This window comes from Saccharothrix sp. S26, assembly GCF_021390395.1.
GTDB lineage: Bacteria > Actinomycetota > Actinomycetes > Mycobacteriales > Pseudonocardiaceae > Actinosynnema.
Window position 1 is genome coordinate 152,779 of the sequence record NZ_JAJUWT010000009.1, and the last position, 25,527, is coordinate 178,305.

24 protein-coding genes and 1 pseudogene are annotated in these 25,527 nt (G+C 73.0%); 6 read left to right on the plus strand and 19 right to left on the minus strand.

Features of this window, described 5'->3' with window-relative positions; genetic code table 11:
- Positions 1-60 precede the first annotated feature (60 nt).
- The 3 genes from LZG04_RS16410 to LZG04_RS16420 form a co-directional block, all read right to left on the minus strand.
- Positions 61-459, minus strand: a complete 399-nt coding sequence (locus LZG04_RS16410; protein ID WP_233817818.1) for an STAS domain-containing protein — start codon at positions 457-459, stop codon at positions 61-63.
- 139 nt (positions 460-598) lie between these two features.
- The gene (locus LZG04_RS16415) at positions 599-988 is read right to left on the minus strand and encodes an ATP-binding protein (protein ID WP_233817820.1); all 390 of its coding nucleotides are present in this window, start codon (positions 986-988) and stop codon (positions 599-601) included.
- A gap of 147 nt (positions 989-1,135) precedes the next feature.
- A complete protein-coding gene (locus LZG04_RS16420) occupies positions 1,136-1,750 on the minus strand; it encodes an ABATE domain-containing protein (protein WP_233817822.1) in 615 nt (204 codons plus the stop codon).
- Between the two features lie 139 nt (positions 1,751-1,889).
- Between LZG04_RS16420 and LZG04_RS16425 the strand changes: the two genes are divergently transcribed.
- The gene (locus LZG04_RS16425; protein ID WP_233817824.1) at positions 1,890-2,357 is read left to right on the plus strand and encodes a nuclear transport factor 2 family protein; all 468 of its coding nucleotides are present in this window, start codon (positions 1,890-1,892) and stop codon (positions 2,355-2,357) included.
- Here the strand turns inward: LZG04_RS16425 and narI are convergent.
- The 12 genes and pseudogenes from narI to LZG04_RS16485 form a co-directional block, all read right to left on the minus strand.
- Positions 2,297-3,055 carry a respiratory nitrate reductase subunit gamma gene (gene narI / locus LZG04_RS16430; RefSeq protein WP_233817826.1) on the minus strand — a complete coding sequence of 253 codons (759 nt, stop codon included), beginning with the start codon at positions 3,053-3,055 and terminating at the stop codon, positions 2,297-2,299. The genes LZG04_RS16425 and narI overlap by 61 nt on opposite strands.
- Entirely contained in the window at positions 3,052-3,693 is a 642-nt protein-coding gene (gene narJ / locus LZG04_RS16435) for a nitrate reductase molybdenum cofactor assembly chaperone (protein ID WP_233817828.1), read from the minus strand. Before narJ ends, narI begins: the two co-directional genes overlap by 4 nt.
- Complete coding sequence (gene narH, locus LZG04_RS16440) at positions 3,690-5,384, minus strand: nitrate reductase subunit beta (RefSeq protein WP_233817830.1); 1,695 nt, start codon at positions 5,382-5,384, stop codon at positions 3,690-3,692. Before narH ends, narJ begins: the two co-directional genes overlap by 4 nt.
- Positions 5,384-9,043, minus strand: a complete 3,660-nt coding sequence (locus tag LZG04_RS16445; protein WP_233818104.1) for a nitrate reductase subunit alpha — start codon at positions 9,041-9,043, stop codon at positions 5,384-5,386. Before LZG04_RS16445 ends, narH begins: the two co-directional genes overlap by 1 nt.
- Positions 9,044-9,182: 139 nt before the next feature.
- Positions 9,183-10,406, minus strand: coding sequence for an MFS transporter (locus LZG04_RS16450; RefSeq protein WP_233817832.1), 1,224 nt, complete (start codon positions 10,404-10,406; stop codon positions 9,183-9,185).
- Between the two features lie 292 nt (positions 10,407-10,698).
- Positions 10,699-10,782, minus strand: a pseudogene (locus LZG04_RS16455) (hypothetical protein); the annotation flags it as partial.
- Between the two features lie 190 nt (positions 10,783-10,972).
- The gene (locus LZG04_RS16460) at positions 10,973-12,757 is read right to left on the minus strand and encodes an ABC transporter ATP-binding protein (protein WP_233817834.1); all 1,785 of its coding nucleotides are present in this window, start codon (positions 12,755-12,757) and stop codon (positions 10,973-10,975) included.
- A complete protein-coding gene (locus LZG04_RS16465) occupies positions 12,754-14,622 on the minus strand; it encodes an ABC transporter ATP-binding protein (protein ID WP_233817836.1) in 1,869 nt (622 codons plus the stop codon). Before LZG04_RS16465 ends, LZG04_RS16460 begins: the two co-directional genes overlap by 4 nt.
- On the minus strand, positions 14,623-15,540 hold the full coding sequence (locus LZG04_RS16470) for a glycosyltransferase (protein WP_308199129.1): 918 nt from the start codon (positions 15,538-15,540) through the stop codon (positions 14,623-14,625).
- A gap of 101 nt (positions 15,541-15,641) precedes the next feature.
- The gene (locus tag LZG04_RS16475) at positions 15,642-15,791 is read right to left on the minus strand and encodes a hypothetical protein (protein ID WP_233817840.1); all 150 of its coding nucleotides are present in this window, start codon (positions 15,789-15,791) and stop codon (positions 15,642-15,644) included.
- A gap of 162 nt (positions 15,792-15,953) precedes the next feature.
- Positions 15,954-16,787, minus strand: a complete 834-nt coding sequence (locus LZG04_RS16480; protein ID WP_233817842.1) for an arylamine N-acetyltransferase — start codon at positions 16,785-16,787, stop codon at positions 15,954-15,956.
- Positions 16,788-16,932: 145 nt separating this feature from the next.
- Positions 16,933-18,114, minus strand: coding sequence for a citrate synthase (locus tag LZG04_RS16485; protein ID WP_233817844.1), 1,182 nt, complete (start codon positions 18,112-18,114; stop codon positions 16,933-16,935).
- A 92-nt stretch (positions 18,115-18,206) separates the two neighbouring features.
- Here LZG04_RS16485 and LZG04_RS16490 point away from each other — a divergent pair, with 92 nt between their 5' ends.
- Together LZG04_RS16490 and LZG04_RS42570 are read left to right on the plus strand one after the other, a co-directional pair.
- Positions 18,207-19,367 (plus strand): citrate/2-methylcitrate synthase, encoded by a 1,161-nt coding sequence (locus LZG04_RS16490; protein WP_233817846.1) that lies wholly within the window; start codon positions 18,207-18,209, stop codon positions 19,365-19,367.
- A 78-nt stretch (positions 19,368-19,445) separates the two neighbouring features.
- Positions 19,446-20,165: a VOC family protein gene (locus LZG04_RS42570; protein WP_233817848.1), complete on the plus strand. Its 720-nt coding sequence runs from the start codon at positions 19,446-19,448 to the stop codon at positions 20,163-20,165.
- Here the strand turns inward: LZG04_RS42570 and LZG04_RS16500 are convergent.
- On the minus strand, positions 20,162-20,746 hold the full coding sequence (locus tag LZG04_RS16500) for a helix-turn-helix domain-containing protein (RefSeq protein WP_233817850.1): 585 nt from the start codon (positions 20,744-20,746) through the stop codon (positions 20,162-20,164). The two genes, LZG04_RS42570 and LZG04_RS16500, sit on opposite strands and share 4 nt — an antisense overlap.
- Positions 20,747-20,844: 98 nt before the next feature.
- Between LZG04_RS16500 and LZG04_RS16505 the strand changes: the two genes are divergently transcribed.
- The gene (locus tag LZG04_RS16505) at positions 20,845-21,453 is read left to right on the plus strand and encodes a trans-aconitate 2-methyltransferase (RefSeq protein WP_233817852.1); all 609 of its coding nucleotides are present in this window, start codon (positions 20,845-20,847) and stop codon (positions 21,451-21,453) included.
- Positions 21,454-21,463: 10 nt separating this feature from the next.
- On the opposite strand, the gene LZG04_RS16510 is transcribed toward LZG04_RS16505, so the two are convergent.
- Positions 21,464-21,781 (minus strand): hypothetical protein, encoded by a 318-nt coding sequence (locus tag LZG04_RS16510; protein WP_233817854.1) that lies wholly within the window; start codon positions 21,779-21,781, stop codon positions 21,464-21,466.
- 181 nt (positions 21,782-21,962) lie between these two features.
- Here LZG04_RS16510 and LZG04_RS16515 point away from each other — a divergent pair, with 181 nt between their 5' ends.
- A complete protein-coding gene (locus tag LZG04_RS16515) occupies positions 21,963-22,463 on the plus strand; it encodes a universal stress protein (RefSeq protein ID WP_233817856.1) in 501 nt (166 codons plus the stop codon).
- A gap of 12 nt (positions 22,464-22,475) precedes the next feature.
- On the opposite strand, the gene LZG04_RS16520 is transcribed toward LZG04_RS16515, so the two are convergent.
- Positions 22,476-23,654, minus strand: coding sequence for a CdaR family transcriptional regulator (locus LZG04_RS16520; RefSeq protein ID WP_233817858.1), 1,179 nt, complete (start codon positions 23,652-23,654; stop codon positions 22,476-22,478).
- Positions 23,655-23,943: 289 nt separating this feature from the next.
- Between LZG04_RS16520 and LZG04_RS16525 the strand changes: the two genes are divergently transcribed.
- Positions 23,944-24,309 carry a DUF5684 domain-containing protein gene (locus tag LZG04_RS16525; RefSeq protein ID WP_233817860.1) on the plus strand — a complete coding sequence of 122 codons (366 nt, stop codon included), beginning with the start codon at positions 23,944-23,946 and terminating at the stop codon, positions 24,307-24,309.
- Between the two features lie 64 nt (positions 24,310-24,373).
- Here LZG04_RS16525 and LZG04_RS16530 read toward each other — a convergent pair whose 3' ends face one another.
- Positions 24,374-25,393 carry a carbohydrate-binding protein gene (locus tag LZG04_RS16530; RefSeq protein ID WP_233817862.1) on the minus strand — a complete coding sequence of 340 codons (1,020 nt, stop codon included), beginning with the start codon at positions 25,391-25,393 and terminating at the stop codon, positions 24,374-24,376.
- Positions 25,394-25,527: the final 134 nt, after the last annotated feature.

The window sequence follows — 25,527 nt, forward strand, 5'->3', positions numbered from 1 at the left end:
GACCCTCGCCGGCGCTCAACCACCCGGACCGTCACCGCGGTGCCCGCCGGGAATGCCGGTTCACCTCGAATCGGCTCGCGACGACGTCCCCCTGGCCATCGCGACCTCGGCGGCCTCGGGCACGGTCGGTCGGACGTCCAGCAGGTCGAGGACGCCGGTTTCGGCCAAGGGTGACAGCACGGCGCGTTGGTCGGTGGCCACGGCGAAACCGGCGGCGCACCGCTGCGCCCGGTGGCGTGCTTCGATCAGCAGGGACAGGCCGATCGAGCCGAAGACCACCACGCCGGTCAGGTCGAGCACCAGCGCTCCCGGTCGGCCGTCGAGGGCTTCGACGACCCACGAGCGCAGCTCGTCGCAGGTGTCCATGTCGACCTCGCCGTGCACGGCGACCACAACCACGCGGTCGTGCCAGGTCGTGTCCACGCTGATCGGTGCGCCCGGGTCCGTTCGACCGTCCATCACACCGCGCCTCCCGCCGGGACCCGGCGATCCCGCACTGGGCAGCGTAACGCCGTGACCGGCCACGATGGCGTGCGGCGGCGCACGAGCGCCCGGTTGGCCCAGCGAACGCCGGCGCGGGGGCGACCAGCCGGGATGCTCACGGGCGGCTCGCGCAGCGCGTGTAGCCGTCACGCTCGCACGAGACCTCGGCCCACACCGTCTTGCCCGTACCCGGCAACGGGTTGGTACCCCAGGCCGTCGACAGCTGGTCCACCAGCACCAGGCCCCGCCCACGGGTCTCGCCGAGCCGGGAGCGGCCGACGACGGGCTGCTCGGGCGAGGCGTCGTCCACCTCCACCCGGACTCGGCACGGCATCCGGCTGCGGCGCAACCGGATGCCGTACGGGGTGGCGCCGTGCTCGTAGGCGTTGGTCAGCAGTTCGGTGCTGACCAGCAGCACCGCCTCCAGGTGGTCCTCGTCCAGGTCGGCCAACGCGGCGGCCGTCCACTGCCGGACCCGCACGAGCGGCGCCGGTTCGGCGGTCATCTCCAGAGCCGGCGGGTCGGGAGCTTCGCCGACGCCCATCGATAACCGCCTCACCCTCGGCGCCCTGTGCTTTCAAGGCACTCGGCCCGCCTGGTACCCGAGGGCAGGCCACGCAAAACGCGTGCCGGTCACCGCGGCGCGCGACGATCAGGTCGTTCCGCGGTGGCGCCGGTAGTGGCGGGCGGACCGGGCGCGGTTGCCGCAGGTGGCCGAGCACCACTCCCGGCGCGGGTGGTCCTTGACGAAGTACCGGACGCAGCCCGGTCCGAGGCAGGCCCGCAGCCGGTGGCGGGCGTCCTGGGTGAGCAGGGCGACGGCCTCGTCGGCGATGGCGGAGACGGCCGCCGAGGCGGGTGGTCCGCCTGCGCGGACGTGGCGCGCGGGCGGTCGGCCGGGCGTCCAGGACAGCGCGGACCAGCGGGGCGTGTCGCCGGCGGCCTGGTTGAGCGCGGTCACGGCGGCGTCGAGTGCGCGCGGGTGGGAGGCGTGCGGACGGGGGTCCTCGGTGACCTCGGCGGCCAGTCGGCGCAACGCGTCACGCAGGTCGACCAGGCGGTGCGCGAGGCGGTCGAGGTCGGACGGGGTGAGCCGGTCGAGGTCGCCGGGGGTCAGCAGGTCGGTCCTGGCGGAGACGGTGCGCAGCCACGCCTTGGCGCCGTCACGATCGCGCAGCGCGTCGTGCACGCCGTCCCGGTCGGCCCAGACGGTGTTCATCAACTCGACCGGCAACGGCTCGCCCAGCAGCGGCGCATCCGTGTCCACGGCGACGAGGCTACCGCACTTCTAACGGTTGCCATGGCCTCTGTCCGTTGACAACGGCCGCGGAGGCGTGCCAGGGTCGTTCTAACGGTTACTGGCGCACTCAAGCGGCAGAACCGGTGATCGAAGGAGTGCCGCCCGCATGACCGAGGCCCGCCCGCCGTTCCCGCCGTTCGACCTCGACAGCGCCCTGGCCAAGGTCCAGGCCGCCGAGGACGCGTGGAACACCCGCGACCCGCACCGCGTCGCGCTCGCATACACCGAGGACTCGGCCTGGCGCAACCGGGACGTGTTCCTCACCGGCCGCGCGCGGATCGTCGACTTCCTCACCGAGAAGTGGGCGCGGGAACTGGACTACGTGCTGCGCAAGAGCCTGTGGGGCTTCCGCGGCAACCGCATCGCCGTCCGCTTCCAGTACGAGTGGCACGACGTGACGGGCCGGTGGTTCCGCTCCTACGGCAACGAGCTGTGGGAGTTCGCCGACAACGGGCTGATGAACCGCCGCGAGGCGAGCATCAACGACGTGGGCATCGACGAGGCCGACCGCCGCTACTTCGGCCCCCGCCCCGCCGACGAGCGCGGCCCGGGCCACGACATCCCGCTCGCCTGACCCCGCGCGTCACGGCTGCGGTAGACGATGTAGGGCCTGGTGAGGTAGCCCAACGGCATCGAGAACACGTGCACCAGGCGGCTGAACGGCCAGAACGCGAACAGCGACCACGCGGCCAGCGCGTGCAGCCGGAACCCCAGCGGTGCGGCGGCCATCAGCTCCGGCCGCGGCTGGAAGGTGAAGATCGACCGGAACCAGGGCGAGACCGACTCGCGGTAGTCGTGCGGGTGGTCGGTGAGGTTGCCCAGCACGGTGGTGCCCAGGCCGAGCGCGATCGTGCCGACCAGCAGCACGTACATGACCTTGTCGTTGCGGGTGGTCGCGGAGAACACCGGGCCGACGGTCCGGCGGCGGTAGACCAGGATCGCCGCGCCCGTCAGCGTGCACACCCCGGCCAGCACGCCGAGCACCACCGCGACCACGTGGTAGGCCGTGTCGCCGATGCCGACGGCCCCGGTCCACGACTTGGGCACCAGCAGGCCGCCGACGTGACCGACGGCGACGACCAGGATGCCGAAGTGGAACAGCGGGCTGCCCAGGCGCAGCAACCTGCTCTCGTAGAGCTGGGAGGACCGGGTGGTCCAGCCGAACTTGTCGTAGCGGTAGCGCCAGACGTGCCCGAGCACGAACACGGCGATGGCCACGTACGGCACGACGACCCACAGCATGATGTCGAGCGTGCTCGGCGACTCGGTCATCGCGGCCCTCCTCGCGGGTGCGGCGCGTGCTCGGGTGGGGCGAACGGGGCGAGGCCGACCTCCTCCTCGGGCGGTCCTTCGGCGGCCAGGCGGGCGATCGCCTCGTGCTCGTGCCGCCCGAGCGGTGGCAGGGTCGCCGACACCGACTCCAGGACGTGCGCCCACGGCGAGCCCGCTTCGCGCAGGCCGACGCGGAGCAGTTCCAACCCGGCGCGGTGCTCGCCCAGCAGCCGCAGGCCGGTCGCCGGGTCGCCGGTGGCGGCGAACTCCAGCACCACGGCGAGGTGGTCGGGCAGTTCGTCGTCGACCGGTTCGAGCCCGGCGGCCCGGTAGGCGTGCTTGAACCGCAGCAGCGCCAGGCCGCGCTTGCGGGTGTCGCCGTAGGCGAAGTAGGTCAGGTAAGGGCTGAACCGCTTGCGGTGGTCGAACGTGGCCACGTAGTCCGCGGCGAGGTCGGTCGGCGGGGTGGCCGCCATGTGGTCCAGGAACGCGGTCAGCGGCACGGCGAGCGGCGCGGGCAGCGTCCGGGTCGCGGCGCGCAGCAGGGGCAGCCGGGCGAACGCCTGCTCGTCGGGGTAGCCCAGCAGCAACGACTGGACCTGCCAGGCGGTGGCGCGTCGGGTGTCGGTGGGGGTCACGGCTTCGGCTCCACCTCGCCCGCCGGATCTCCCCCGCCGGGCCGGTCCCCGGGCGGGAACAGACCTTCGGGGCGACCCTTGCCGTCCCAGTTGAGCAGGTTGACCCGGTTGCCCTTGTCGACCGGCGCGGCGAGGGTGTCGGTGGTCTGGCGGTCGCGCAGCATCCGGAAGTTCTCCACCGCGATCGGCGACGTGCCGCCGGAGCCCTCGCCGAACGGGCCGGAGCCGCCCATGCCGGGGCCGCCCTCGTAGTCGAGGCTGCACTCGGTGGCCAGTTCCTCCAGCCCGTGCGCCTGTTCGGCGTGCGCGGGCGGGATGACGTAGCGCTCGTCGTACTTGGCCAGCGCGAGCAGCCGGTACAGGTCGTAGAGCCGCCGGCCGGTCATGCCGACCTTCGCCGGGATGGCCTCCTGCGGTTCGCGGCCGAGGTTGAGGTCGCGCATGTAGCTGCGCATCGCGGCCAGCCGTCGCAGCACGGCGTTCACCGGCTCGACGTCACCGGCGGTGAACAGCTGGGCCAGGTACTCCACCGGGATGCGCAGCGCCTCGACGGCGGCGAACAGGTTGCCGTGGTCCTCGGCGTCGTGGCCGGTGTCGCGCACGACGTCCACGACCGGCGACAGCGGCGGGATGTACCAGACCATGGGCATGGTGCGGTACTCCGGGTGCAGCGGCAGGGCCACCTCGTACTCGTTGATCAGCGCGTGGACCGGCGAGCGTTGCGCGGCGGTGATCCAGTCGCCCGGGATCCCGGCGAGTTCGGCCTCGCGGACCACCTCGGGGTCGTTGGGGTCGAGGAACACCCGCCGTTGTGCCTCGTAGAGGTCCTGGTCGTCCGGTGTCGTCGCCGCCGCGAGCACCCGGTCGGCGTCGTAGAGGACCAGCCCGATGTAGCGCAGCCGGCCCACGCACGTCTCCGCGCACACGGTGGGTATGCCGACCTCGACGCGGGGGAAGCAGAACGTGCACTTCTCGGCCTTGCCGGTGCGGTGGTTGAAGTACACCTTCTTGTACGGGCAACCCGACACGCACATCCGCCAGCCCCGGCAGCGGTCCTGGTCCACCAGGACGATGCCGTCCTCGGTGCGCTTGTAGATCGCGCCGGACGGGCACGACGCGGCGCACGAGGGGTTCAGGCAGTGCTCGCAGATGCGGGGCAGGTAGAACATGAACGTGCGCTCGAACTCGAACTTCACCTTGTCGGCGATGCCCTTGAGCAGCGGGTCGCGGTCGCCGTGGTCGGGCGAGCCGCCGAGGTCGTCGTCCCAGTTCGCCGACCAGGTGATCCGGGTGGGCTCGCCGCTGAGCAACGACCGGGGCCGGGCGACCGGGGTGTGCTCCTGCGCGGGCGCGTTGGTGAGGGTGTCGTAGTCGTAGGTCCACGGCTCGTAGTAGTCGTCGATGCCGGGCAGCTTGGGGTTGCTGAAGATGGTGAGCAGCTTGCGCAGCCGGCCGCCGCCCTTGAGCCGGAGCCTTCCGCGCCTGGTGAGCGCCCAACCGCCGCGCCACCGCTCCTGGTCCTCGTAGCGGCGCGGGTAGCCCTGGCCGGGGCGGGTCTCGACGTTGTTGAACCAGACGTACTCGACGCCCGAGCGGTTGGTCCAGGCCTGCTTGCAGGTGACCGAGCAGGTGTGGCAGCCGATGCACTTGTCCAGGTTCATCACCATCGCCAACTGCGCCATGACCCGCATCAGTACGTCACCTCCTGGCTCCGCCTCCGGACCACGGTCACCTCGTCGCGCTGGTTGCCGGTCGGGCCGAGGTAGTTGAACGCGAACGACAACTGCGCGTAGCCGCCGATCAGGTGTGACGGCTTGACCAGCAGCCTGGTCAGCGAGTTGTGGATGCCGCCGCGCTTGCCGGAGGTCTCGGTGCGCGGCACGTCGATCAGCCGGTCCTGCGCGTGGTGCATGTAGACGGTGCCCTCGGGCATCCGGTGCGACACCACCGCCCTGGCCACGACGACGCCGTTGCGGTTGACCGCCTCGACCCAGTCGTTGTCGGCCACGCCGATCTTGGCCGCGTCCTCCCGCGACATCCAGATCGTCTGACCACCGCGGGACAGGCTCAGCATGAACAGGTTGTCCTGGTACTCGGAGTGGATCGACCACTTGGAGTGCGGCGTCAGGTAGCGGACCGCGACACCCAGCTCACCGTGCTCGCCGACGCGTGGTTCACCGAACAACGCGTGCAGGTCCAGCGGTGGCCGGAACACCGGCAACTGCTCACCCAGCTCGGCCATCCAGTCGTGGTCGAGGTAGAAGTGCTGGCGGCCGGTGAGGGTGTGCCAGGGCTTGAGGCGCTCGACGTTGATCGTGAACGGCGAGTAGCGGCGGCCGCCGGTCTCCGACCCCGACCACTCGGGCGAGGTGATCACCGGCACCGGGGCGGTCTGCGTGTCGGCGAACGTGATCCGCTTGCCCTCGTGCTCGGCGGCCAGGTCGGCCAGCGGCGTGCCGGTGCGGTGTTCGAGGGTGCGGAAGCCCTGGGTGGCCAGGCGTCCGTTGGTGGTGCCGGACAGGGCGAGGATCGCCTCGCACGCGTGCACGTCGCGCACCAGTGACGGGCGGCCGTCGGCCGGACCGCCGCGGATCGCGCCGTTCTTGTGCCGCAGGTGCTCCACCTCGTCCTCGACCCGGTACGTGACGCCCTTGGTGGTGGCGCCGAGCGAGTCGAGCAGGGGGCCGAGAGCGCCCAGCTTGGCCGCGACCGCGGGGTAGTCGCGGTCCACGACGGTCAGCTTCGGCATCGTGACGCCGGGGACGGGCTCGCACTCCCCCGCCTTCCAGTCGCGCACCACGCCGTGCGGGGTGGCCAGCTCGTCTGGGGTGTCGTGCAGCAGCGGTGTGGCGACGACGTCCTTGCGCACGCCCAGGTGCCGCTCGGCGAGGGTGCTGAAGGACTCGGCGATGGCCTGGAACGCGGCCCAGTCCGTGCGGGTCTGCCAGGGCGGCGCGATCGCCGGGTTGAACGAGTGAACGAACGGGTGCATGTCGGTGGTGTTGAGGTCGTGCTTCTCGTACCAGGTCGCCGCGGGGAGCACCACGTCGGAGAACAGGGTGGTGCTGGTCATGCGGAAGTCCAGCGACAGCAGCAGGTCCAGCTTGCCGACCGGCGCTTCGTCGTGCCAGACCACGTCTCGGGGCCGGTCGGGCGGCGGGGTCTCCTGCGCGCGCAACGAGTGGTCGGCGCCCAGCAGGTGCTTGAGGAAGTACTCGTTGCCCTTGCCGGACGAGCCGAGCAGGTTGGCGCGCCAGATGCTCAGCACGCGCGGGAAGTTGCGCGGCGAGTCGGGGTCCTCGCAGGCGAACCGCAGCCGGCCCGACTTCAGCTCCGCGACGACGTGCTCGCCCACCGGCACGCCGGCCCGTTCGGCGTCGTCGGCGAGGTCGAGCGGGTTGCGGTCGAACGTCGGGTAGGACGGCATCCACCCCAGCCGCGCGGACAGCGCGATCAGGTCGGCGGTCGTCCGGCCCGCGAACCGACCGCCGGTGCTGGCCGACGCGAGGGTGTCCGCACCGAACCGGTCGTACCGGAACTGGTCGGTGTGCAGGTACCAGTAGGCGGTCTGGATCATCTGCCGGGGCGGGCGCGACCAGTCCAGCGCGGAGGCGAGCTGCGACCAGCCGGTGACCGGTCGGCACTTCTCCTGGCCCACGTAGTGCGCCCACCCTCCCCCGTTGACGCCCTGGCAGCCGGTGAGCGTGGTCAGCGCGAGGAACGCGCGGTAGATCGTGTCCGAGTGGAACCAGTGGTTGGTGCCCGCGCCCATGATGATCATCGACCGGCCGCGGGACTCCTCGGCGTTGGCCGCGAACTCCCGGGCGATGCGGGCGGCGGTCGGCGCGGGCACGCCGGTGATCGCCTCCTGCCAGGCGGGCGTGCACGGCTGGTCGGGGTCGTCGTAGCCGCTCGGCCAGGTCCCGGGCAGGCCGTCGCGGCGCACGCCGTACTGGGCCAGCAGCAGGTCGAACACGGTGGTGACCAGGTGCCCGTCGACCCGCCGCACGGGCACGCCCCGGCGCACGGTCGCGGCCGTGCCGCCCGGTGCGTCGAAGCGCGGCAGCTCCACCTCGACCGACTCGCCGCCGCGGGTCGACAGCAGCGGGTCGACCTCGCCCAGGTCGAGGTTCCACCGGCCCGCGCCCCGCTCACCGAAGCGGAACCCGAGCGAGCCACCCGGCACCACGGGTGCGCCGGTGGCGGAGTCGAGCAGGACCGTCTTGAACGCCGGGTGCTCGTCCTCCCCGGTGGCCAGGTCGGCGGCGGTGAGGAACTTGCCGGGCCGGTGCACGTCGCCGTGCGGGTCGAGCCGGACCAGGAACGGCAGGTCGGTGTAGCGCTTGACGTAGTCGGTGAAGTAGGGCGTCTGCCGGTCCACGAAGAACTCGCGCAGGACCACGTGCCCCATCGCCATGGCCAGCGCGCCGTCCGTGCCGGGGTGGGCGGCCAGCCACTCGTCGGCGAACTTCACGTTGTCGGCGTAGTCGGGCGACACCGCGACGACCTTCTGGCCCCGGTAGCGCGCTTCGGCCATCCAGTGCGCGTCGGGGGTCCGGGTCACCGGCAGGTTCGAGCCCCACATGATCAGGTAGCCCGCGTCCCACCAGTCACCCGACTCGGGCACGTCGGTCTGGTCGCCGAAGACCTGCGGGGAGGCCACCGGCAGGTCGGCGTACCAGTCGTAGAAGGAGAGCATCGTGCCGCCGAGCAGGGAGACGAACCGCGCGCCCGACGCGTGCGAGACCATCGACATGGCGGGGATCGGGGAGAAGCCCGCGATCCGGTCCGGGCCGTAGGTCTTGATCGTGTGCACGTGCGCGGCGGCGATCATCTCGGTCGCCTCGTCCCACGACGCGCGCACCAGGCCGCCCTTGCCGCGTGCCGCCTTGTACCGCCGTGCGCGCTCGGGGTCTTCCACCACGTCCGCCCAGGCGAGGACCGGGTCACCGGTGCGCGCCTTGGCTTCCCGGTACAGCTCCAGCAGCACGCCCCGCACGTACGGGTACCGGACGCGGGTCGGCGAGTAGGTGTACCAGGAGAACGCCGCGCCGCGCGGGCAGCCGCGGGGCTCGTACTCCGGGCGGTCCGGCCCCACCGACGGGTAGTCGGTCTGCTGCGCCTCCCAGGTGATGATCCCGTCCTTGACGTAGACCTTCCAGGAGCACGACCCGGTGCAGTTCACGCCGTGGGTGGAGCGCACCACCTTGTCGTGGCTCCACCGGTCCCGGTAGAACTCGTCGGCCTGCCGCCCGCCGATCCGGTGCACCGTGCGCAGGTCCGGGGAGATGTCGGCGCGGGTGAAGAACCGGCGTGTGCGCACCAGCGCGTCGACGAGGCCGCTGTCCAACCCGCCACTGCCGCCCGCGGCCGGTTCGGTGCCGGTGCTCACGGTGTTCGCGCCTTTCGGTGGCCAGTCACGCGGTGGTGTGGTCGTGACCGGTCGGTGATGGCGGGTGGTTGGCGGCCGTCCATGTCGGGTGGGGTCCTCACTGTCGGTGGGCGTGCACGGCGCGGCGCACCGCGGTCGCGGTGAACAGCAGCGAGGCCAGGGCGACGACCGCCAGCGCGGCGAGGCCCAGCGCGTAGGACGACAGCGCACCGTAGAGGGCGCCCATCACCAGCGGCGGCACGAAGCCGCCGAGGCCGCCGGCCGCGCCGACCACACCGGTCACCGAACCGACCTTGTCCGCCGGCGCGAGCAGGGCCACCAGGGCGAACACCGCGCCGCTGCCCGCGCCCAGCGCGGCGGCCATCGCCAGGAACGCGACCGTGCCCAGCGGCATCAACTCGGGCGTGAACGCCTGCACCGCCGCACCCGCGGCCACCACGGCCAGGCAGGCGACGAGCACCCGCACCGGGCCGAGCCGGTCCGACAGCCACCCTCCCACCGGCCGCATCACGACCGCGAGCAGCACGAACCCGGCCATCCGGTCGGCCGCGTCCGCCTGCGTCAGGCCGTAGGACTCGCCGAGGTAGGCGGGCAGGTAGACCGAGAACGCGACGAAACCGCCGAACGCCACGGCGTACAACGCCGACGCCTGCCAGGTGGACGGCAGCCGTGCGGTGGCCGCGAGCCGACGGCTCAGCGACCCGGCGGGGACCGTCCGCCCCGGCGCGTCGCGCAGCACCAGCACCGCGACGACCGCGTAGCAGGCCAGCGCCACCGCCGTCACCGCGAACGGTGTCGCCAGACCCCACCGCTCGACCAGCTTGACCGTGGTCAGGGCGCTGATCGCGGTGCCACCCATGCCCACGCCGAAGATGCCGATCGCCAGGCCCCGCCGCTCGGGCGGGAACCACAGGTTGACGAACGGCACCCCGACCGCGAAGGACGTGCCGCCCACGCCGAGGAAGAACCCGCCGACGAGCAGCGCGGCCAGCGACGTGTGCCCGACCAGCCCGAGGAACAGCACCGGCACGATCGTGACCGCCGAGACCAGCGGGAACATCACCCGGCCGCCGAACCGGTCGGTCAGCGCGCCGACCGGTATGCGCCCGACCGACCCCACCACCACCGGGACCGCGACCAGCAACGCCTGCTGGAACGAGGTCAGCCCCAGGTCGTCCTTGAACCGCGGGCCGAGGGGGCTGAGCAACGCCCACGCCCAGAAGTTCAGCGCGAACCCGACCGTGGCCAGGCCGAGCATCACCCAGCGCCGCCCGGTCGTGGGCGGCCGGTTGACCGTGGACGGCACTGCCGACAAGCCCATGACCGCGTCCTCGTCCGTGATCCGGCGTGGTCCGGCCATCGTCGCCCGGACCCGTCGGGGTCGCATGTCGAAGTCCCCGGCCGACGCGTGCCGGTACCCATCCGGGCGAACGCCCCTCCACCACGGGGTGAAGGGGCGTTCGCCGGCTCGGGTCAGCCGCTGCTGCCCGTGACCGTGGTGCCCGTCTTGGTGATGTGGTATGTGGTCCGCGCCCCGCTCCAGAAGTGGACGTGAGGGTGGTGCCACCGTCGTCCAGCTCGGCGAAGAAGTCCGGCTCCAGGATCAGCGTGCCCGCGGTGCAGTCGGGTTGGAAGTGCTGCTTGAACGGGGTCCAGTCCGCCGGTCCGGCGTTGGTGCCGTCGGCGTGCGCCTCCATGGTGGCGAGCTGGTCGCCGCGGAACTGGGTGGGGATGGCGAACGAGCCGGTCGTGCCGCTCACCCGAATCGGCGTGCGACAAGCCCCGCTCCCCTCGCTCACGCACCGGACCGACGCCCGGGCCTTGCGGTGTTTCCACTGCCTGGCCCGAAAGTCTCCACCCAACCGCGAACACGAGACTACGCCCCGGTCAGCTGTACGACCTGGCCTGGAGCGCGAACAGCTCCGCGTAGAGGCCCCCGCGGGCCATGAGGCCGGCGTGGTCGCCGGTTTCCGCCACCAGGCCGTCCCGCACCACGATGATCAGGTCGGCCATGCGCACCGTGGAGAAGCGGTGGGAGACGAAGACGGTGATCCCGCCGGTCGTGGCGGCGACCCGCTCGGCGTGCTCGGCGTAGCGCTGGAACAACGCGTGCTCGGCCTCCGGGTCCAGCGCGGACGTCGGCTCGTCCAGCACGAGGAGCAGCGGGGCGTCGCGCATCATGGCGCGGCCCAGCGCGAGCTTCTGCCACTGGCCGCCGGACAGCTCCGCCCCGTCGGCGTAGCTCTTGCCGAGGTGGGTCCGCGGGCCGTCGGGCAGGGCGTCGAGCACGTCGGTGGCGTCGGCGCGGGCCAGCGCCGTGCGGACGGCCGGCTCCGACGACAGCCGGGGCAGGTCGCCGAGGCCGACCACCTGCCCGGCCGGGAACTCGTAGCGGACGAAGTCCTGGAACCCGGCCGCGATCCGGGTGCGCCACCGGTCGAGCGGCAGGTCGTGCAGGTCCACCCCGTCGACCAGGATCCGCCCCTGGGACGGCCGGTAGAACCCGCACAGCAGCTTGACCAGGGTCGACTTGCCCGCGCCGTTCTCGCCGACGATCGCGACCGTGGCGCCGGCGGGGAGGTGGAGGTCGACCTCGCGCAGCACCGGGACGTCGGTGCCCGGATAGGTGAACGCGACGCCGGCGAACTCGATCCCGTCGTGCAGCCGGCTCGGCGGCGCGTGGCGGGGCGCGGCCCTCCCGGGCCCGGAAACCAGCGCGGTGACCTCGGTGAGCCGCCGGTACGCGCCGGCCATCCGCTGGAGGTCCTGCAGGAGCGCGACGGCGGTGGCGACCTGCTGGTTGACCTGGGCGGCGAGCACGATCACCAGCACGACGTCGCCGACGCCACGTCGCCCGGCGATGGCGTCACGCACCACGAGCAGCACGCCCGCGATGTAGGCGAGGGCGAACACGACCTGGCCGGCCGCGCGGATCACCGTGGCGGTGAGGTGCGCCCGCCACAACCCCCGCGTCGCCGTGTCCCACAGCCGGCTGTGCCGGGTGCGCAGCTCGTCCTGCACGCCGGACACCCGCAGCTCGCCGGCCACGCGGGCGGAGGTGGCCAGGTGGAACAGGTTCAGCGCGGTCCTGGTCGGCTCGGCGGTCGCGGTCCGGGCGCGGTCGAGCACCCGTTCGGCGGCCCGACCGGCCACCAGCGGCGGCACCGCGGCGACGGGCAGCACCAGCAGCCACGGGTTCTGCGCGGCCAGCAGGACCGCGGTCAGCGCCACCGCCAGGACCAGGCCGACACCGTTGAGCAGCGCTTCCAGGCCGGTGCGGAACTGCCTGCCCTCCTGCCGCAGCACGGTCCACGTGTCGGCGTGCTCGGCGTGCTCGTGGTGCTCGATGCCGGCCGACCCGTTGGACACCTCGATCACGCGCTCGTCGAAGTCCAGTTCCGCCAGCTCGGAGAGCTCGTAGTAGGCGAGGTGGGCGAAGTGCGAGAGGGACAGCACCAGCACCGCCAGCACGGCCACGACCACACCGGCCAGCACCGCCCGCCCCGGGACGCCCGCCACCACCTCGCGGGTCATCCAGCCGAGCGCGGCGGCCAGCACCGGGGCGGCGACCGCGCCCGCCGTCATCAGGACCACCGCGAGCGCCGTCTTGCGCCGGTTGAGCCGCCATGCCGTGGCGAGCACCGTCCACGCGCCGGTCAGCAGGACCTTCACCCGACCCGCCCCTCGACCGCGTCCGCGAACCGGTCCGCCTGCAACCGGAACAGCTCGGCGTAACGCCCGCCCCGGGCCAGCAGGTCGGCGTGGCCGCCCTGCTCAACGACCCGGCCGTGTTCGAGCACGACGATGAGGTCGGCGTGCCGCACGGTGGAGAACCGGTGGGAGATCAGCAGGGTGGTCGCGCCCTCGGCGAGGTCGGCGAACTCCTCGAAGAAGCCGGTCTCGGCGCGCACGTCGAGGCTGGCGGTCGGTTCGTCCAGCACCACGACCCGCGCGCCGTGGCGCAGCGCGAACAACGCCCTCGCCAACGCCACGCGCTGCCACTGGCCGCCGGACAGCTCCGCGCCGCCGCTGAGGTGGCGGGCCAGCGGCGTGTCCAGGCCGCGGGGCAGGCCGGCCACCGCCGCGGTCAGGCCGACGGCGTCCACGACCTCCCGGATCCCCGCGCGGTCGGCGCGGGAGCCGACCGCGCCGAGCCCCACGTTGTCCGCGACGGACGCCTCGTACCGCACGAAGTCCTGGAAGATCACGCTGAGCCGGGCACGCCACGCGTCGAGCGGGAACTCGCGGATGTCCACGCCGTCGAGCGTGATCACGCCCGTCGTCGGCTCGTAGAGGCGGGCGAGCAGCTTGACCAGGGTCGTCTTGCCCGCGCCGTTCACGCCGACGATCGCCGTGCAGCGGCCGATCGGGATCGTCAGGTCCAAGCGGTCGAAGACCGCGCGCTCCTGGCCCGGGTAGCGGAAGCCGACCTGCTCGAACCGGATGACGCCCACCGGCTCCGGCACGGTCGGCCGCCGGGCCGGGCGGGGATGTTCTTCGTCGACGAGCGCGGCGAACCGCCGCACGGCGTCGTAGGCCCTCATGCCCACGGCGGTCGGCAGGTCCGCTTCCGGGTAGTGCTCGGCCAGCCGCAGCAGGCCCAGGACGGCGGTGGCGACGAGGACGAACCCGGTGAGGGTGATCTCGTGCGCGGTCGCGCCGAGCACCGCGAAGACCACGGCCGTGACCGCGACCGCCAGGACCGAGAACCGGACGAACGGCCACAGGTAGATCGCGCGCCGTTCCGCCCACAGCGGCCCGAGGTAGCGCAGGTGCGTCTCGCGCAGGCGTTGCCGCAGGTGGCCGTCCAGGCCGAAGACCCGGATCTCCTTGGCCGCGGCGGCCCCGCCGGCCAGCTCGCGCAGGTAGTCGACCTCGCGCTGCTCGGCGGCGAGCAGGGACCGGGCGCGCGCGTACCGGCGCAGCCCGCCGCGCTGGCCGTGGCGGAACAACAGCACGGTGACGACCAGCGCGACCGCGGCGGGCCACGAGAACACCGCGCCGATCGCGACCGCGCAGCCGGCGAGCTCGGTGTAGCGGGCGATCAGCGCGAGCAGGCCGGTGGCGGCCCGGCCGGGGCTCTGCACGCCGAACTCCACCTCCCGCGCGGCGGTGCGCAGCGCGTCCAACGCCCGTTGGTCCTCCAGCGGGCCGAGGCCGGGGCTGCGCAGCGACGCGGCCATCAGCTCGTCGACCACCCGGCCGTCGACCCGCCGCGTCACCAGCTCGCCCAGGGCCCGTTCCACCGGGGAGAGCAGCTGCCTGCCGACGAACGCGCCCGCCGCGACGCCGAACACCGCGACCAGCCCGTGCCACGCGGCCGAGTCGAGCCCGCCGCGCACGGCCGCGGGCACCCGGCCGAGCACCATCGCGGTGGCGACGGTGAACACGACGGGCAGGCAGCCGAGCAGCAGGTTGATCGCGACCAGCGCGGCGACCGGCCACCGGCCCGCGCGCGGGAGCAGCCGGACGATGTCCCGCCGTGCGGCGAACCGCTCTCGCGCCGTGCCGAGCCAGGAGGGGCGCCTCGGCCCCATCTACCCGGAGACCTTGCGCTGTGCCAGGTAGTCGGCGCAGCTGGGCAGCCCGCGTTCGGCGATGACGTCGTCGAACGCCGAGAAGCGGATCGCCGGCTCCTCGGTCAGCAGCCGGGTGATCGGCGTGTCGTACTTCTCCGCGATGTAGCGGTAGTTCTCCAGGGCGGACGCCGTGTTGTCGCCCTGGTCCTTGTCGTGCGGGTAGTGGATGGAGCTCGCCCGCCTGCTCACGGCGAACCGGGCCCCGTCGCGGTGCAGCCGGTAGGCGAGGTCGAGGTCCTCCCCGCCCCACTGCCGGAACTCCTCGTCGTACATGCCGATCGCGCGCACCTGCTCCGTGCGTGCCGACGCGTGGCACGTCCAGTACATCAACCAGGGGGCGCGGAGGTGGCCGAAGTCGTCGGAGTGCCGCTCGTAGAACGGTTCGCGCACGTCCGGCCACGACCGCGTGCGCGCCAGCGAGCCGATGGTCGAGTCGACGTCGTCCACGTCCACGAACTTGCGGATCAGCCGGGCGTCCTCGTTGTCGAGGTTGAAGCAGTACACGTAACCGTTCAGCGCCAACGGCTCCGCGGCGGCGGCGTGGGCGTCCAGGTGCGCGGTCAGGCTCGCGGAGTGCAGCAGCACCCCGGAGTCGACGAAGACGCAGACCTCGCCGCGCGCGTGCCGGATGCCGACGTTGCGAGCCCGGGCGACCCGGTAGCCCTCGTCGGGTTGGTGGAAGTACCGCAGGTCGAGCCGGTCCTCGAACGCCCGCACCGCGGCCGCGGTGTCGTCGCTGGAGCCGTCGTCGACGACCACCACCTCGAACCGGTCGCGGTGCAGGTCCTGCCTGGCCAGCGAGTCGAGCGTCAGCTCGAGCAATCGTCTCCTGTTGTAGGTCGGGACGATGACCGTGCAACGCGATGAGCTACCCACGAGAAGCTCTCCTCCGAGAGGCCGGGGGCCGGTCGGGTCGACACTCCCCGCCGATGACCGCGCAAGTCTGCCGAGGGTCGCGAGCGGCGGTCAACACCGTCTCAGTTCGGGCCGCCGAACGCGTCCTCCACCAGGTCGACCAACGGCCCCATCAGGTCGGCGAAGACCTCGCGCACCGCCGGCACGAAGATGATCACGGCCACCAGCAGCGCCACGTACGGGGCCAGGCCGCCCCTGCGCTTCGACGCCATGCCCACCCCCGTCTCGTTGTCCGCACCAGCATCGCACGACCGGCATCGGCGGGCAGTCCCGCCGGTGCCGGTCGTGCGAGCGTTCGCCGGGTGGGTGGCGGCCCGCACGACGTCACGGCCGTCGAGCCGGCGCGGTCGGCCGCGTCGAAGGGGCGTGCCGGGTCAGTCCGGCAGCGCGGCGAGCACCGACTTCAGCTCCGGCTCGCTCAGCACGACGCCGAACCGGTCGGCCAGCACCTCGGCGAACCCGTCGTCCTCGACCCGCGACTCCTCGCGCCGGCCGTCGGCGTGGCGCAGGGTCAGCACGCGGTTGTTCAGGTTGAGCCGCCAGTGCTCGGCGATCCGCTCCAGGAACACCCGGCCCACGAACGGCGAGCGCGGGTTGGTCGAGATGAAGTGGTTGGCCACCAGGCAGTCGATGCGGTGGTGGGCCTCCAGCGAGAACCGGTAGACCGGGAACCAGCCGTCGTCGCGCTTCAGGTACAGGCACCACGGCTGCGGCCGGTCGCGTTCCTCGGCCAGCCGGTAGGTCCAGCCCGCCTGCTCCGACACGACGTCGCCGAACGGCACCGGGTCCAGCGGGCCGCTGTCGCCGAAACCCACGTCGGCGAGGTAGGCCGTGCCGTCCTCCACCTCCACGCGCAGCGCCATGTGGGTGCGCGGCAACGGCTTGCCGTAGTGCAGGTCCGGCCGGGCGAACAGCCGCGTGACGCGGTAGCCGAGCCGGTCCAGCAGGGCGGCGAGCAGCATGTTGTGCTCGTAGCAGTAACCGCCGCGCCGGTTCTCCAGCAGCTTCGCCTGCATCGCCGGCACGTCGAGGTCGACGCCGCGGCCGAGCACCACGTCGAGGTTCTCGAACGGGATGGTCAGCACGTGCGCCCGGTGCAACCGGCGCAGGTTCTGCGCTGTCGGCGCGAGCGGCCCGGTGATTCCGAGCCGGTCGAGGTACGTGTCGACGTCAAGGCGGTCGGACTCCCACTGGTCTTCGGTGCGCATCCCACGTCCCTTACTCGCTCAGCGACCGAGTGACTACCGTCTGCTATCGACCATAGCGACTTTCGTCAGATCGTGACGAGTGCTCGCACCGCGCCGGCCGGCACGACGCTTCGGGAGCGCGACAGCGGGAGAACTCCCGCCCTGGTCAGCGTTGTGGGCGCACGCCGGTGTAGACGCCGGTCGGGCGGAACCTCATGCCGGGCTCGCGGTACTCCTCGATCGCGTGCGCGAGCCAGCCCGCGCAGCGCGCCAGCGCGAAGATCGCCTCGCCCGCGTCCGGGCGCAGGCCGAAGGCGTGCATCAGCGCGGCCAACGCCAGGTCGACGTTGGGGAACGTGCCGGCGCCGGGTGCGACCGCGTCCACCGTGGCCATGACGTCCCGGGCGGCCTCGTGCCCGCGCAGCGCGGTGAACAACGCCTCGGCCCGCGGGTCGCGGTCGCGGTAGACGCGGTGCCCGAAGCCGGGGACCCCGCCGGTGCGCTGCCGTTCCGCCAACGCGCCGAACGGGTCGTCCGCCGCGTCACGCAGGAACCGGTACGCGAGGGTGCTGGCGACACCGTGGTACTGGCCGTCGACCGCGCCCAGGCCGGCGGACACCACGGAGTACGGGTGGGCGCGGGCGCTGGCGGCCACGCGCACGGCGACCGTGGACACGGCGAGGTCGTGGTCGGCGAGCAGGACCAGCGCCAGGTCGAGCAGCGCCGGGTCGACGGGCCGGTCGCCGAGCTTGCCCGCCAGCCGTTGGGCGATGCGGTCGCCCTCGCCCGCCGCGCCGGGCAACACGTCGGCGAGCACGCCGATGAGCCGCCTGCCGACGCGGACGACGGCCGCGGGCGACAGGTCGAACCGCAGCGGGTCGGTGGCGCCCAGCACGGCGGCGGCGACCTTGAACCGGTCGGTCGTGCGCGCCGCGTCCGGCAACGCGGCCAGCGCGGCGCGGACGGTGTTCACGAGCGGCTCGTCGACGGGGAACGGGTCGGGGTCGGCCAGGTGCCCGGTCCACAGCAGCGTGGCGACCGACTCGAACGCGTGCGACGCCGCGAGGTCGGTGGCGCGGTGGCCGCGGTAGCACAGCTCGTCACCGTCGAGCAGCGTGAGCTCGGTGCGGATCCGCTCGACCGCACCGGACGGCGGGCGTTCGTCACGGCCGCGCGCGGCGAAGTCCTCGACCTCGGGCTGCGCGAAGAAGCTCCCCCGCCGACCGGGCAGCCGCACGCTGCGCAGCAGGCCGCGGCTGGCGTAGGCGTAGACGGTCTCGGTCTTCACGCCGAGCCGCCGCGCCACCTCGGCGGTGGTCAGGTAACGCTCGTCACTCCCGGTCCGCACGACCTGCGACTCCTCGTTCGTATTGACTGCATCAACATTGACAATAGTTGATTCGCGAATCGACAGTGGATCGGGTCGACGAGGAGGTTGTCATGGATGCACCGGCGGGCCTGCGCGACGTCGTGGTCACCACCACCGAACTGGGTGACGTGCGCGGCGGCGAGGGCTTCTACCACTACCGCGGCTACTCGGCGGTCGAGCTGGCCCGGACCAGGACGTTGGAGGACGTCTGGTTCCTGTTCGTGGAGGGCCGGTTGCCCGACCCCGCCGAACGCGCCCGCTTCACCGAGGACGTCACCGCGCTGCGGCACGTGCCGGACGAGGTGCGCGAGGTGCTGCCCGCGATCGCCCGCGCCGGCGACCGGTTCACCCCGCTGGCCGGTCTGCGCACGGCGTTGTCGCTGCTCGCCGCCGCACGCGGGCTGCCGCCGGTGTGGGACGTGACGCCCGAGCGCCGTCGGGCCGACGCGTTGCTGGTCAGCGCCGTGACGCCGACCATCCTCGCGGCGCTGCACCGGTTGCGGGCCGGGCTGCCGCCGCTGGAGCCCCGCGCGGACCTGTCCGCGGCGGCGAACTGGCTGTACATGGTCACCGGCGAGGTGCCCGACGAGGCACGGGCCGCCGCCGTGCAGAGCTACCTGGTCTCCACCGTCGACCACGGGTTCAACGCCTCCACGTTCACCGCCCGGGTCGTCGCGTCCACCGGGTCGGACGTCGTCTCCGCGATCGCCGCGGCCGTCGGCGCGTTCGTCGGTCCGCTGCACGGCGGCGCGCCGGACCGCGCGCTCGACAGCCTGGACGAGATCGGCTCGCTCGACCGGGTCGACGCCTGGGTGCGGGACAAGGTGCGCTCCGGCGACCGCATCATGGGCTTCGGCCACGCGGTCTACCGCACCGAGGACCCGCGCGCCCGGATGCTGCGGGAGATCGCGCTCGACCTCGGTCGCCGCGGCTTCGACCCGGCGCTCGCCGAGTTCGCCACCACCGTCGAACGCCGGGTGGTGGAGGTCCTCGCCGAGCTGAAGCCCGGTCGCGAGCTGTACGCGAACGTCGAGTTCTACGCGGGCGTCGTGATGGAGCAGTGCGGCATACCCCGGTCGATGTTCACGCCGACGTTCGCCGCGAGCCGGGTCATCGGCTGGTCGGCCAACGTGCTGGAGCAGGCGGCCGGCGGCAAGGTGATCCGCCCGGCGGCCCGCTACGTCGGCCCGCCCGCGCCACGACCGCTGCCGGCGGCTGCGGTGCGGCGCTAATTCCTTTGCGCGACCGGCGTCCTCCTCCTAGCGTCCGCGCCGAGTCCGCGCCCGTGCGGGCGGAACGGGGGGTCGCCGGTGGCCAGTCAGCTCGTCGCGCTCTGCTTCGACGCGAACGACCCACCCGGCCTCGCGCGCTTCTGGGCCGGCCTCCTGGGCTGGGAGGTCGCCGAGAGCCCCGGGGACGGCGTCGAGCTCCGGCCGGACGACGACACGGGCTTCTCCCTGCGGTTCCTCCCGACCGACGAGCCCAAGGCCGGCAAGAACCAGGCGCACTTCGACCTGACCAGCGCATCCCCGGAGGACCAGCGGCAGACCGCGGCGCGAGCGCTGGACCTCGGCGCTCGGCACGTCGACGTCGGTCAGCGCCCGGAGGAGCCGCACGTCGTCCTGGCCGATCCGGAGGGCAACGAGTTCTGCGTCATCGAGCCGGGCAACGACTTCCTGGCCGAGTGCGGCTTCGTCGGCGCGCTGGCGTGCGACGGGTCGCGGGAGGTCGGGTACTTCTGGGCTGAGGCGCTCGGGTGGCCGTTGGTCTGGGACCGGGACCAGGAGACCGCGATCCGCTCGCCGCACGGCGGCCCGAAGATCACCTGGGGCGGGCCGCCGGTGCCGCCGAAGGTCGGGAGGAACCGGCTGCGCTTCGACCTCGTGCCGGTGGACGGCGACCAGGGGGCCGAGGTCGACCGCCTGGTCTCACTCGGCGCGACCCGCCTGGACGTCGACCGGGACGAGGCCGGCCGGGTGGTCCTGGCCGATCCGGACGGCAACGAGTTCCACGTGCTGCCCCGGCGTTAGGGCGGCGTCACGGCCCTGATGTGGGCGCGTTCGCCCTGCCTGCCGACGAGGCTGAGGAACTCGACGGGGCCCGCTGCGGTGGCGCCGAACCAGTGCGGGGTGCGGGTGTCGAACTCCGCCGCCTCGCCGGGGCGCAGGCGCAGGTCCTGCTCGCCGAGGACCAGGCGCAGCGTGCCGTTGAGGACGTAGACCCAGTCGTGGCCCTCGTGGGTGCGCAGGTCGGGCGCGCGGTCGTCGTCGCCGGTCCGCAGGACGAACTTGTACGCCTGGATGCCGCCGGGTCTGCGGGTCAGCGGCAGGACGGTCGCGCCGTCGCCGCACGCGATGGGGCGCAGGTTGATCCGAGGGTCGCCGGTCGGCGGCGCGCCGACGAGTTCGTCGAGGGTGACGCCGTGCACGCGGGCCAGCGGCAGCAGCTGCTCCAGCGTGGGGCGGCGCAGGCCCGCTTCGAGCCGGGAGAGCGTGCTGGTGGAGATGCCGGTTTCCGCCGCCAGCTCGGCGAGCGTGATCTCGCGGCGCTGCCGCAGGTGCTTCAACCTCGGGCCGACGGCGTCGAGCGTGCGGTCCGCGTGCTCGTCCATCCGGCCAGTTTGCCATTCGGCAAGAAGTTTTGCGGTTCCGCGTCGTGCGGGGTCACCATCGGCGGCGACCCACCGCGACGACGAAGGAGCAGGTCACGATGGCCGGATTCGACCAGGACTACTGGGAGCGGCACTGGCGTGAGGCGCACCACGGCGGCCACACGGCCACCGGCGCACCCAACCCGCACCTGGTCGCCGAGGTCGGCGACCTGGAGCCGGGCACCGCGTTGGACGCCGGGTGCGGCACGGGCGCGGAGGCCGCCTGGCTCGCGTCACGCGGCTGGCGGGTCACCGCGGCCGACATCTCCGCCGAAGTCCTCGCCCGCGCCGCCGAGCGCGCCACCACCGACGTGCGGTGGGTCGAAGCGGACCTGACCACCTGGCGGCCGGACACCTCTTTCGACCTCGTCACGACGCACTACGCGCACCCGGCGATGCCGCAGCTCGCGTTCTACGGCCGGATCTCCGAGTGGGTGTCCCCCGGCGGCACGCTGGTGATCGTCGGGCACCTGCACACCGCGAACGCCACCGGCCACGAGCACCACCCGCCCGCCGAGGCATCGGTGACCCTCGCCGACATCACGGCGGTGCTGGACCCCGCGCACTGGCGGATCGTCACCGCCGAAGAACACCGCCGCACGCTCGACCACGACGGCCGGTCGACCCCCTTGCACGACGTCGTCGTCCGCGCCACCCGCCGTCCGTGACGGCACCGCGTCACCCGGTCGGTCCCTGGTCGTCGCCCAGCCTCAGCGACCTCAGGAACGCCACGGCGGCCCGGTGGGCGGGCCCATCCGGTGGCACGACCTCCAGCAGGGCCACCAGCTCGAGCAGGCGGTCCTTGTCCACGGCCGCGAAGTACCGCACCAGGTAGGCGTTCCACCGGCTGTCCAGGTGCAACAGCACGCCACCGCTGCCGAGCACGTCGTCGACCAGCACCGGCGGACCGTCGTGCTCCTGGATGCTCCAGGCCGGCAGCGGCGCCACCAGGCGCCGGAACCGGTCGACCATCCGCTCGTACTCACGCCGATCCACACGTCACCCCTGACCACCGGGAACACCGCACCACCCGCTTCGCCAGCGGGTCCGGCGGTCGGGGAAGGACCGCAGCGCGATCGTCGCACACGCGTTCGAATCCCGGTCAAGTGGACTGAGCGGCGCGGCCGGGAGCCCGTCCCGGGCTGCGATCGTGGGCCGGCGGCGGGAAGGTGGTCGGGTGGACGCCCCGGATCACGAGGAGCGCCGGCTGAGGTTGCCCGTCGGTGGCGACGAGCGCGGCGGTGCGCCGGTCCTCGTGGTCGGGTTCGACGGTCAGGCGGCGAGCCTGGCCGCGTTGCGCACGGCCGCCGACCTGGCACGTCGCCTCGGCGCGGACCTGCACGTGGTGCACGGCGTGGACGTGCGGGACTACCCGATCGACTCCGACGCCGCGGTGGAGGTGTGGGAGGGCCACGCGCGCGAGGCGCTCGAACACCTGCTCGTCCTGGTCCGCGAGGCGTTGGCGCGGCACCCCGGCAGGTGGACCTACCACGCCTGGAACGGCGAGCCGGTGCGGCTGCTGGTCACCGTGGCCGACGAGCAGGACGCCTTGATGATCGTGGTGGGCACGCACCGGCACCGGCCGCTGAGCCGGATGGTGCGGCGCTCGGTCAGCCGCGGCCTGCCTCGGGCCGCCCACCGGCCCGTGCTGCTGGTCGCCGACCCCGCCGACCGGTGACCACCCCGGGCGTCAGTCGGCGGACGACGGCCAGTCCAGCAGCTTCGCGCCGAGCACGGCCACGTGCAGCGACAGCGCCTGGGCGTGGTCCTCGACGTGGTAGCCGGTGAGCTCGGCGACCCGCTGGAGGCGGTAGGTCACCGTGCGGACGCCCAGGTGCAGCTCGCGCGCGCAGGCCGCCGCGACCTGCCCGTTGGCGAAGTAGGACGCGAGGGTGTCCAGCAGCGGCCCGGGCCCGCCCCGCGCGCCGCGCAACGGTTCGAGGACGACCGACACCAGGTTCTCCAACGCGGCGCGGTCGCGCAGCAGCACCCGGTACACCAGCAGGTCGACGGCCTTGTGCAGGCGACCGGGCAGGCCCAGCCGCTCGGCGATGTCCAGGGCGTGCCTGGCCTGCTCGAACGACCGCACGACGCCGCCGGGGCCGGAGTGGGCGCGACCGAGCCCGACCCGCCAGGCGGAGTCCGGCCCCAGCGCCGCCGCGACCTGGCGCACGAACTCGTCCGGCACGTCGGTCATCGCCTCGGGCGCGACGCAGACGAGCAGGCCCTCCTTGGTGGTGACCAGCACGTCGCGGGAGTCCAGGCGCAGGCCCAGCGACGTCTCCACCGCGCGGAACACCGCGCCGCCGTCGACCACCGGGTGCGCGGAGCGGACGGCCGCCACGACGTTGCTGCCGGCCAGCCGGAGCCCGAACCGCTCGGCCCGCTCGGCGAGCTGCCCGAGGTTGCGCCCGTCGAGCAGGTCGTCGACGAACTCGCGGCGGAACGACTCCTCCTGGCGCACCGACCAGCGCTGCGCCTCCTCGTAACCCTCCGCGATCGCCGTGACGGCGGCGTCGGCGGCTTTGAACACCGCCTCCCCCGCGGCGCGCACGGCGTCGGCCCCGGTCGCCCGCCGCACCCCGGACAACGACCGCCACGCCAACCAGGTGGCGCTCAGGTGCAGGTCGATCACCCCGTGCAGGGACACGCCCCGCTCGGCCGCGCGAGCGCCCACCTCGCGCCGGACCCTCAGCCGGTCCGGCCGCAACGGCTGCCTCGTCGTGCTGACCTCGTCCAGCTCCGCGAGGTACCCGTCGAGGAGGTCGGCGGGCACCCCCTGCGCGTCGGCGCTGGCCCGTTCCGCGATCCCGGCCAACGGGTTCGCGCCGTCCTCGGGTGCGGGAGCCGCCCGCCTGGTTCGTGCCATGGCCGTGAGTCTGACAACCGCCGGGGCACCGGCCACGACCGAGTGCCGCACGGGCGGTCGTGGTGGTGCTCGGTGGGGGGCGGGTGAGGCACGTCCACATCGGACGGAACCCGGGCTGCCCGTGCCGGTGACCGGGCAGGCACTGGATTGATCTCGAACAGCTCACGAAAAGGTCAACCGGACGCCGCCCGCGCACGCGGACTGGGAAAGTCCCGCGCTGCGACCGGCAGGGGAACCCCGATGCGTGCGATGAGCGCCCGCACCCCGCCGGTTGCCGGAAGGAACCGCGGTGAACCAGACCGACTCGTCCCTCTTCGTCGTCCCCGCCCTCATCGGCGCGGCGATCGGGATCTTCATGATCGTGGCCCTGTGGAAGGTCTTCACGAAGGCGGGCCGGCCCGGCTGGGCGGCGATCATCCCCATCTACAACCTGTACGTCCAGCTCAAGATCGTGGGCCGCCCGGGCTGGTGGCTGATCCTGTTCATCATCCCGTTCGTCAACATCGTCGTCTCGTTGATCGTCGCGATCGACCTGGCGAAGTCGTTCGGGAAGGGCGCCGGGTTCGGCGTCGTCGGCCTCTGGCTGTTCGGGATCATCGGCTACCCGGTGCTGGCCTTCGGCAGCGCCACCTACCGCGGTCCCGCGGCGGCCTGACCGCCGCGCGCGGCCGGGCGTCCTCCGTGCGAGGAAGCCCGGCCGCGCGGACCGGTCGCGGTGATCAGTGGGAGACCTGCCAGTGGCTGTTGGCCGTCTGCAGGGTGAACGACAGACCGTAGCAGCCGAAGTCCGCGCTGGACACGCTGCCCGGTGGCGTCACCGACGAGTTGCCCGGGGTCAGCGGCGTCCACGTGCCGTTGACCTTGATCTGCAGGTTGGCGGCGTGGAACTGGGTGCCGTAGGTCTCGGTGCAGTAGTAGCCCTCGCCGGTGGCGGGGTTGTAGTCGGTGTAGACCTCGAACATGCTCCAGCCGCCGTGCGGGTCGACCAGCTTGCTGGTGTCGGCGCTGGTGAACAGCGCGTCCCAGGTCGAGGTCGTGTAGTTGTACAGGTAAGCGGTCCACGAGTTGGTCACGGCGTTGGTCTGCACGTCCAGCACGGTGTAGGCGGGCAGGCCCTGGAACGTCGTGGTGTACGTGCTCAGGAACGACGAGTTGATCCAGGCCACGGCGGCGAAGCCGGGCGAGGCGGCGCACCAGTCCCACGCGCCGACGCCGTTGCCGCCCTGCCAGTAGAACGTGGTGACCTCGATGCACGTCTTGCCGCTCGGGACGAGCGTCGGCGCGTACACCACGTCGGGGTTCCCGGACGGGATGCTGATGCCGGGGTTGATGGTGTGGGTGGCCTGGGCGCCGTCGGAGACGACGGTCGGGAACGCGCCCCAGACGGTGTGCAGCGAACCGCTCCACGGCGGGAGCGGCACCGAGGACGATGCCTGCCGGCGTGTTTGGGCCGCCTTGAAGTCCTCGCCCCGCTTGAGGACCTGCTCGCCGAGCTTCGCGCCGGCCGCCGCCTTCGCCGCCTCACCGCGTAAAGCCGGCACCGACTTCCCGCTGATCGGCGAGTCCGGCGTGGGCGGGGTGACCTTGCCCGGCCGGGTGACCCGGCCCGGCTGGTCGGCCGCGACCGCCGCCGCGGGCACGGCCGGGGCCAGCAACGCGCCGGCGGCCAGCAGCGCGATCGCGGCCCGGCGGAGCCGGGAGCGGCGCGGGACAACAGGTGGGAGCGGTGATGACGGCACAGCCGTTTCCTTTCGACACAAGGGATCTGCCCACCGCGGACGAAGAAGGACCACGCGAACGACACGTGCCGTGTCCCCCCAGGACGTCGCGGTGATCCCAGACTGCTCCTCCCCCGCGATCACGGCTATACGAC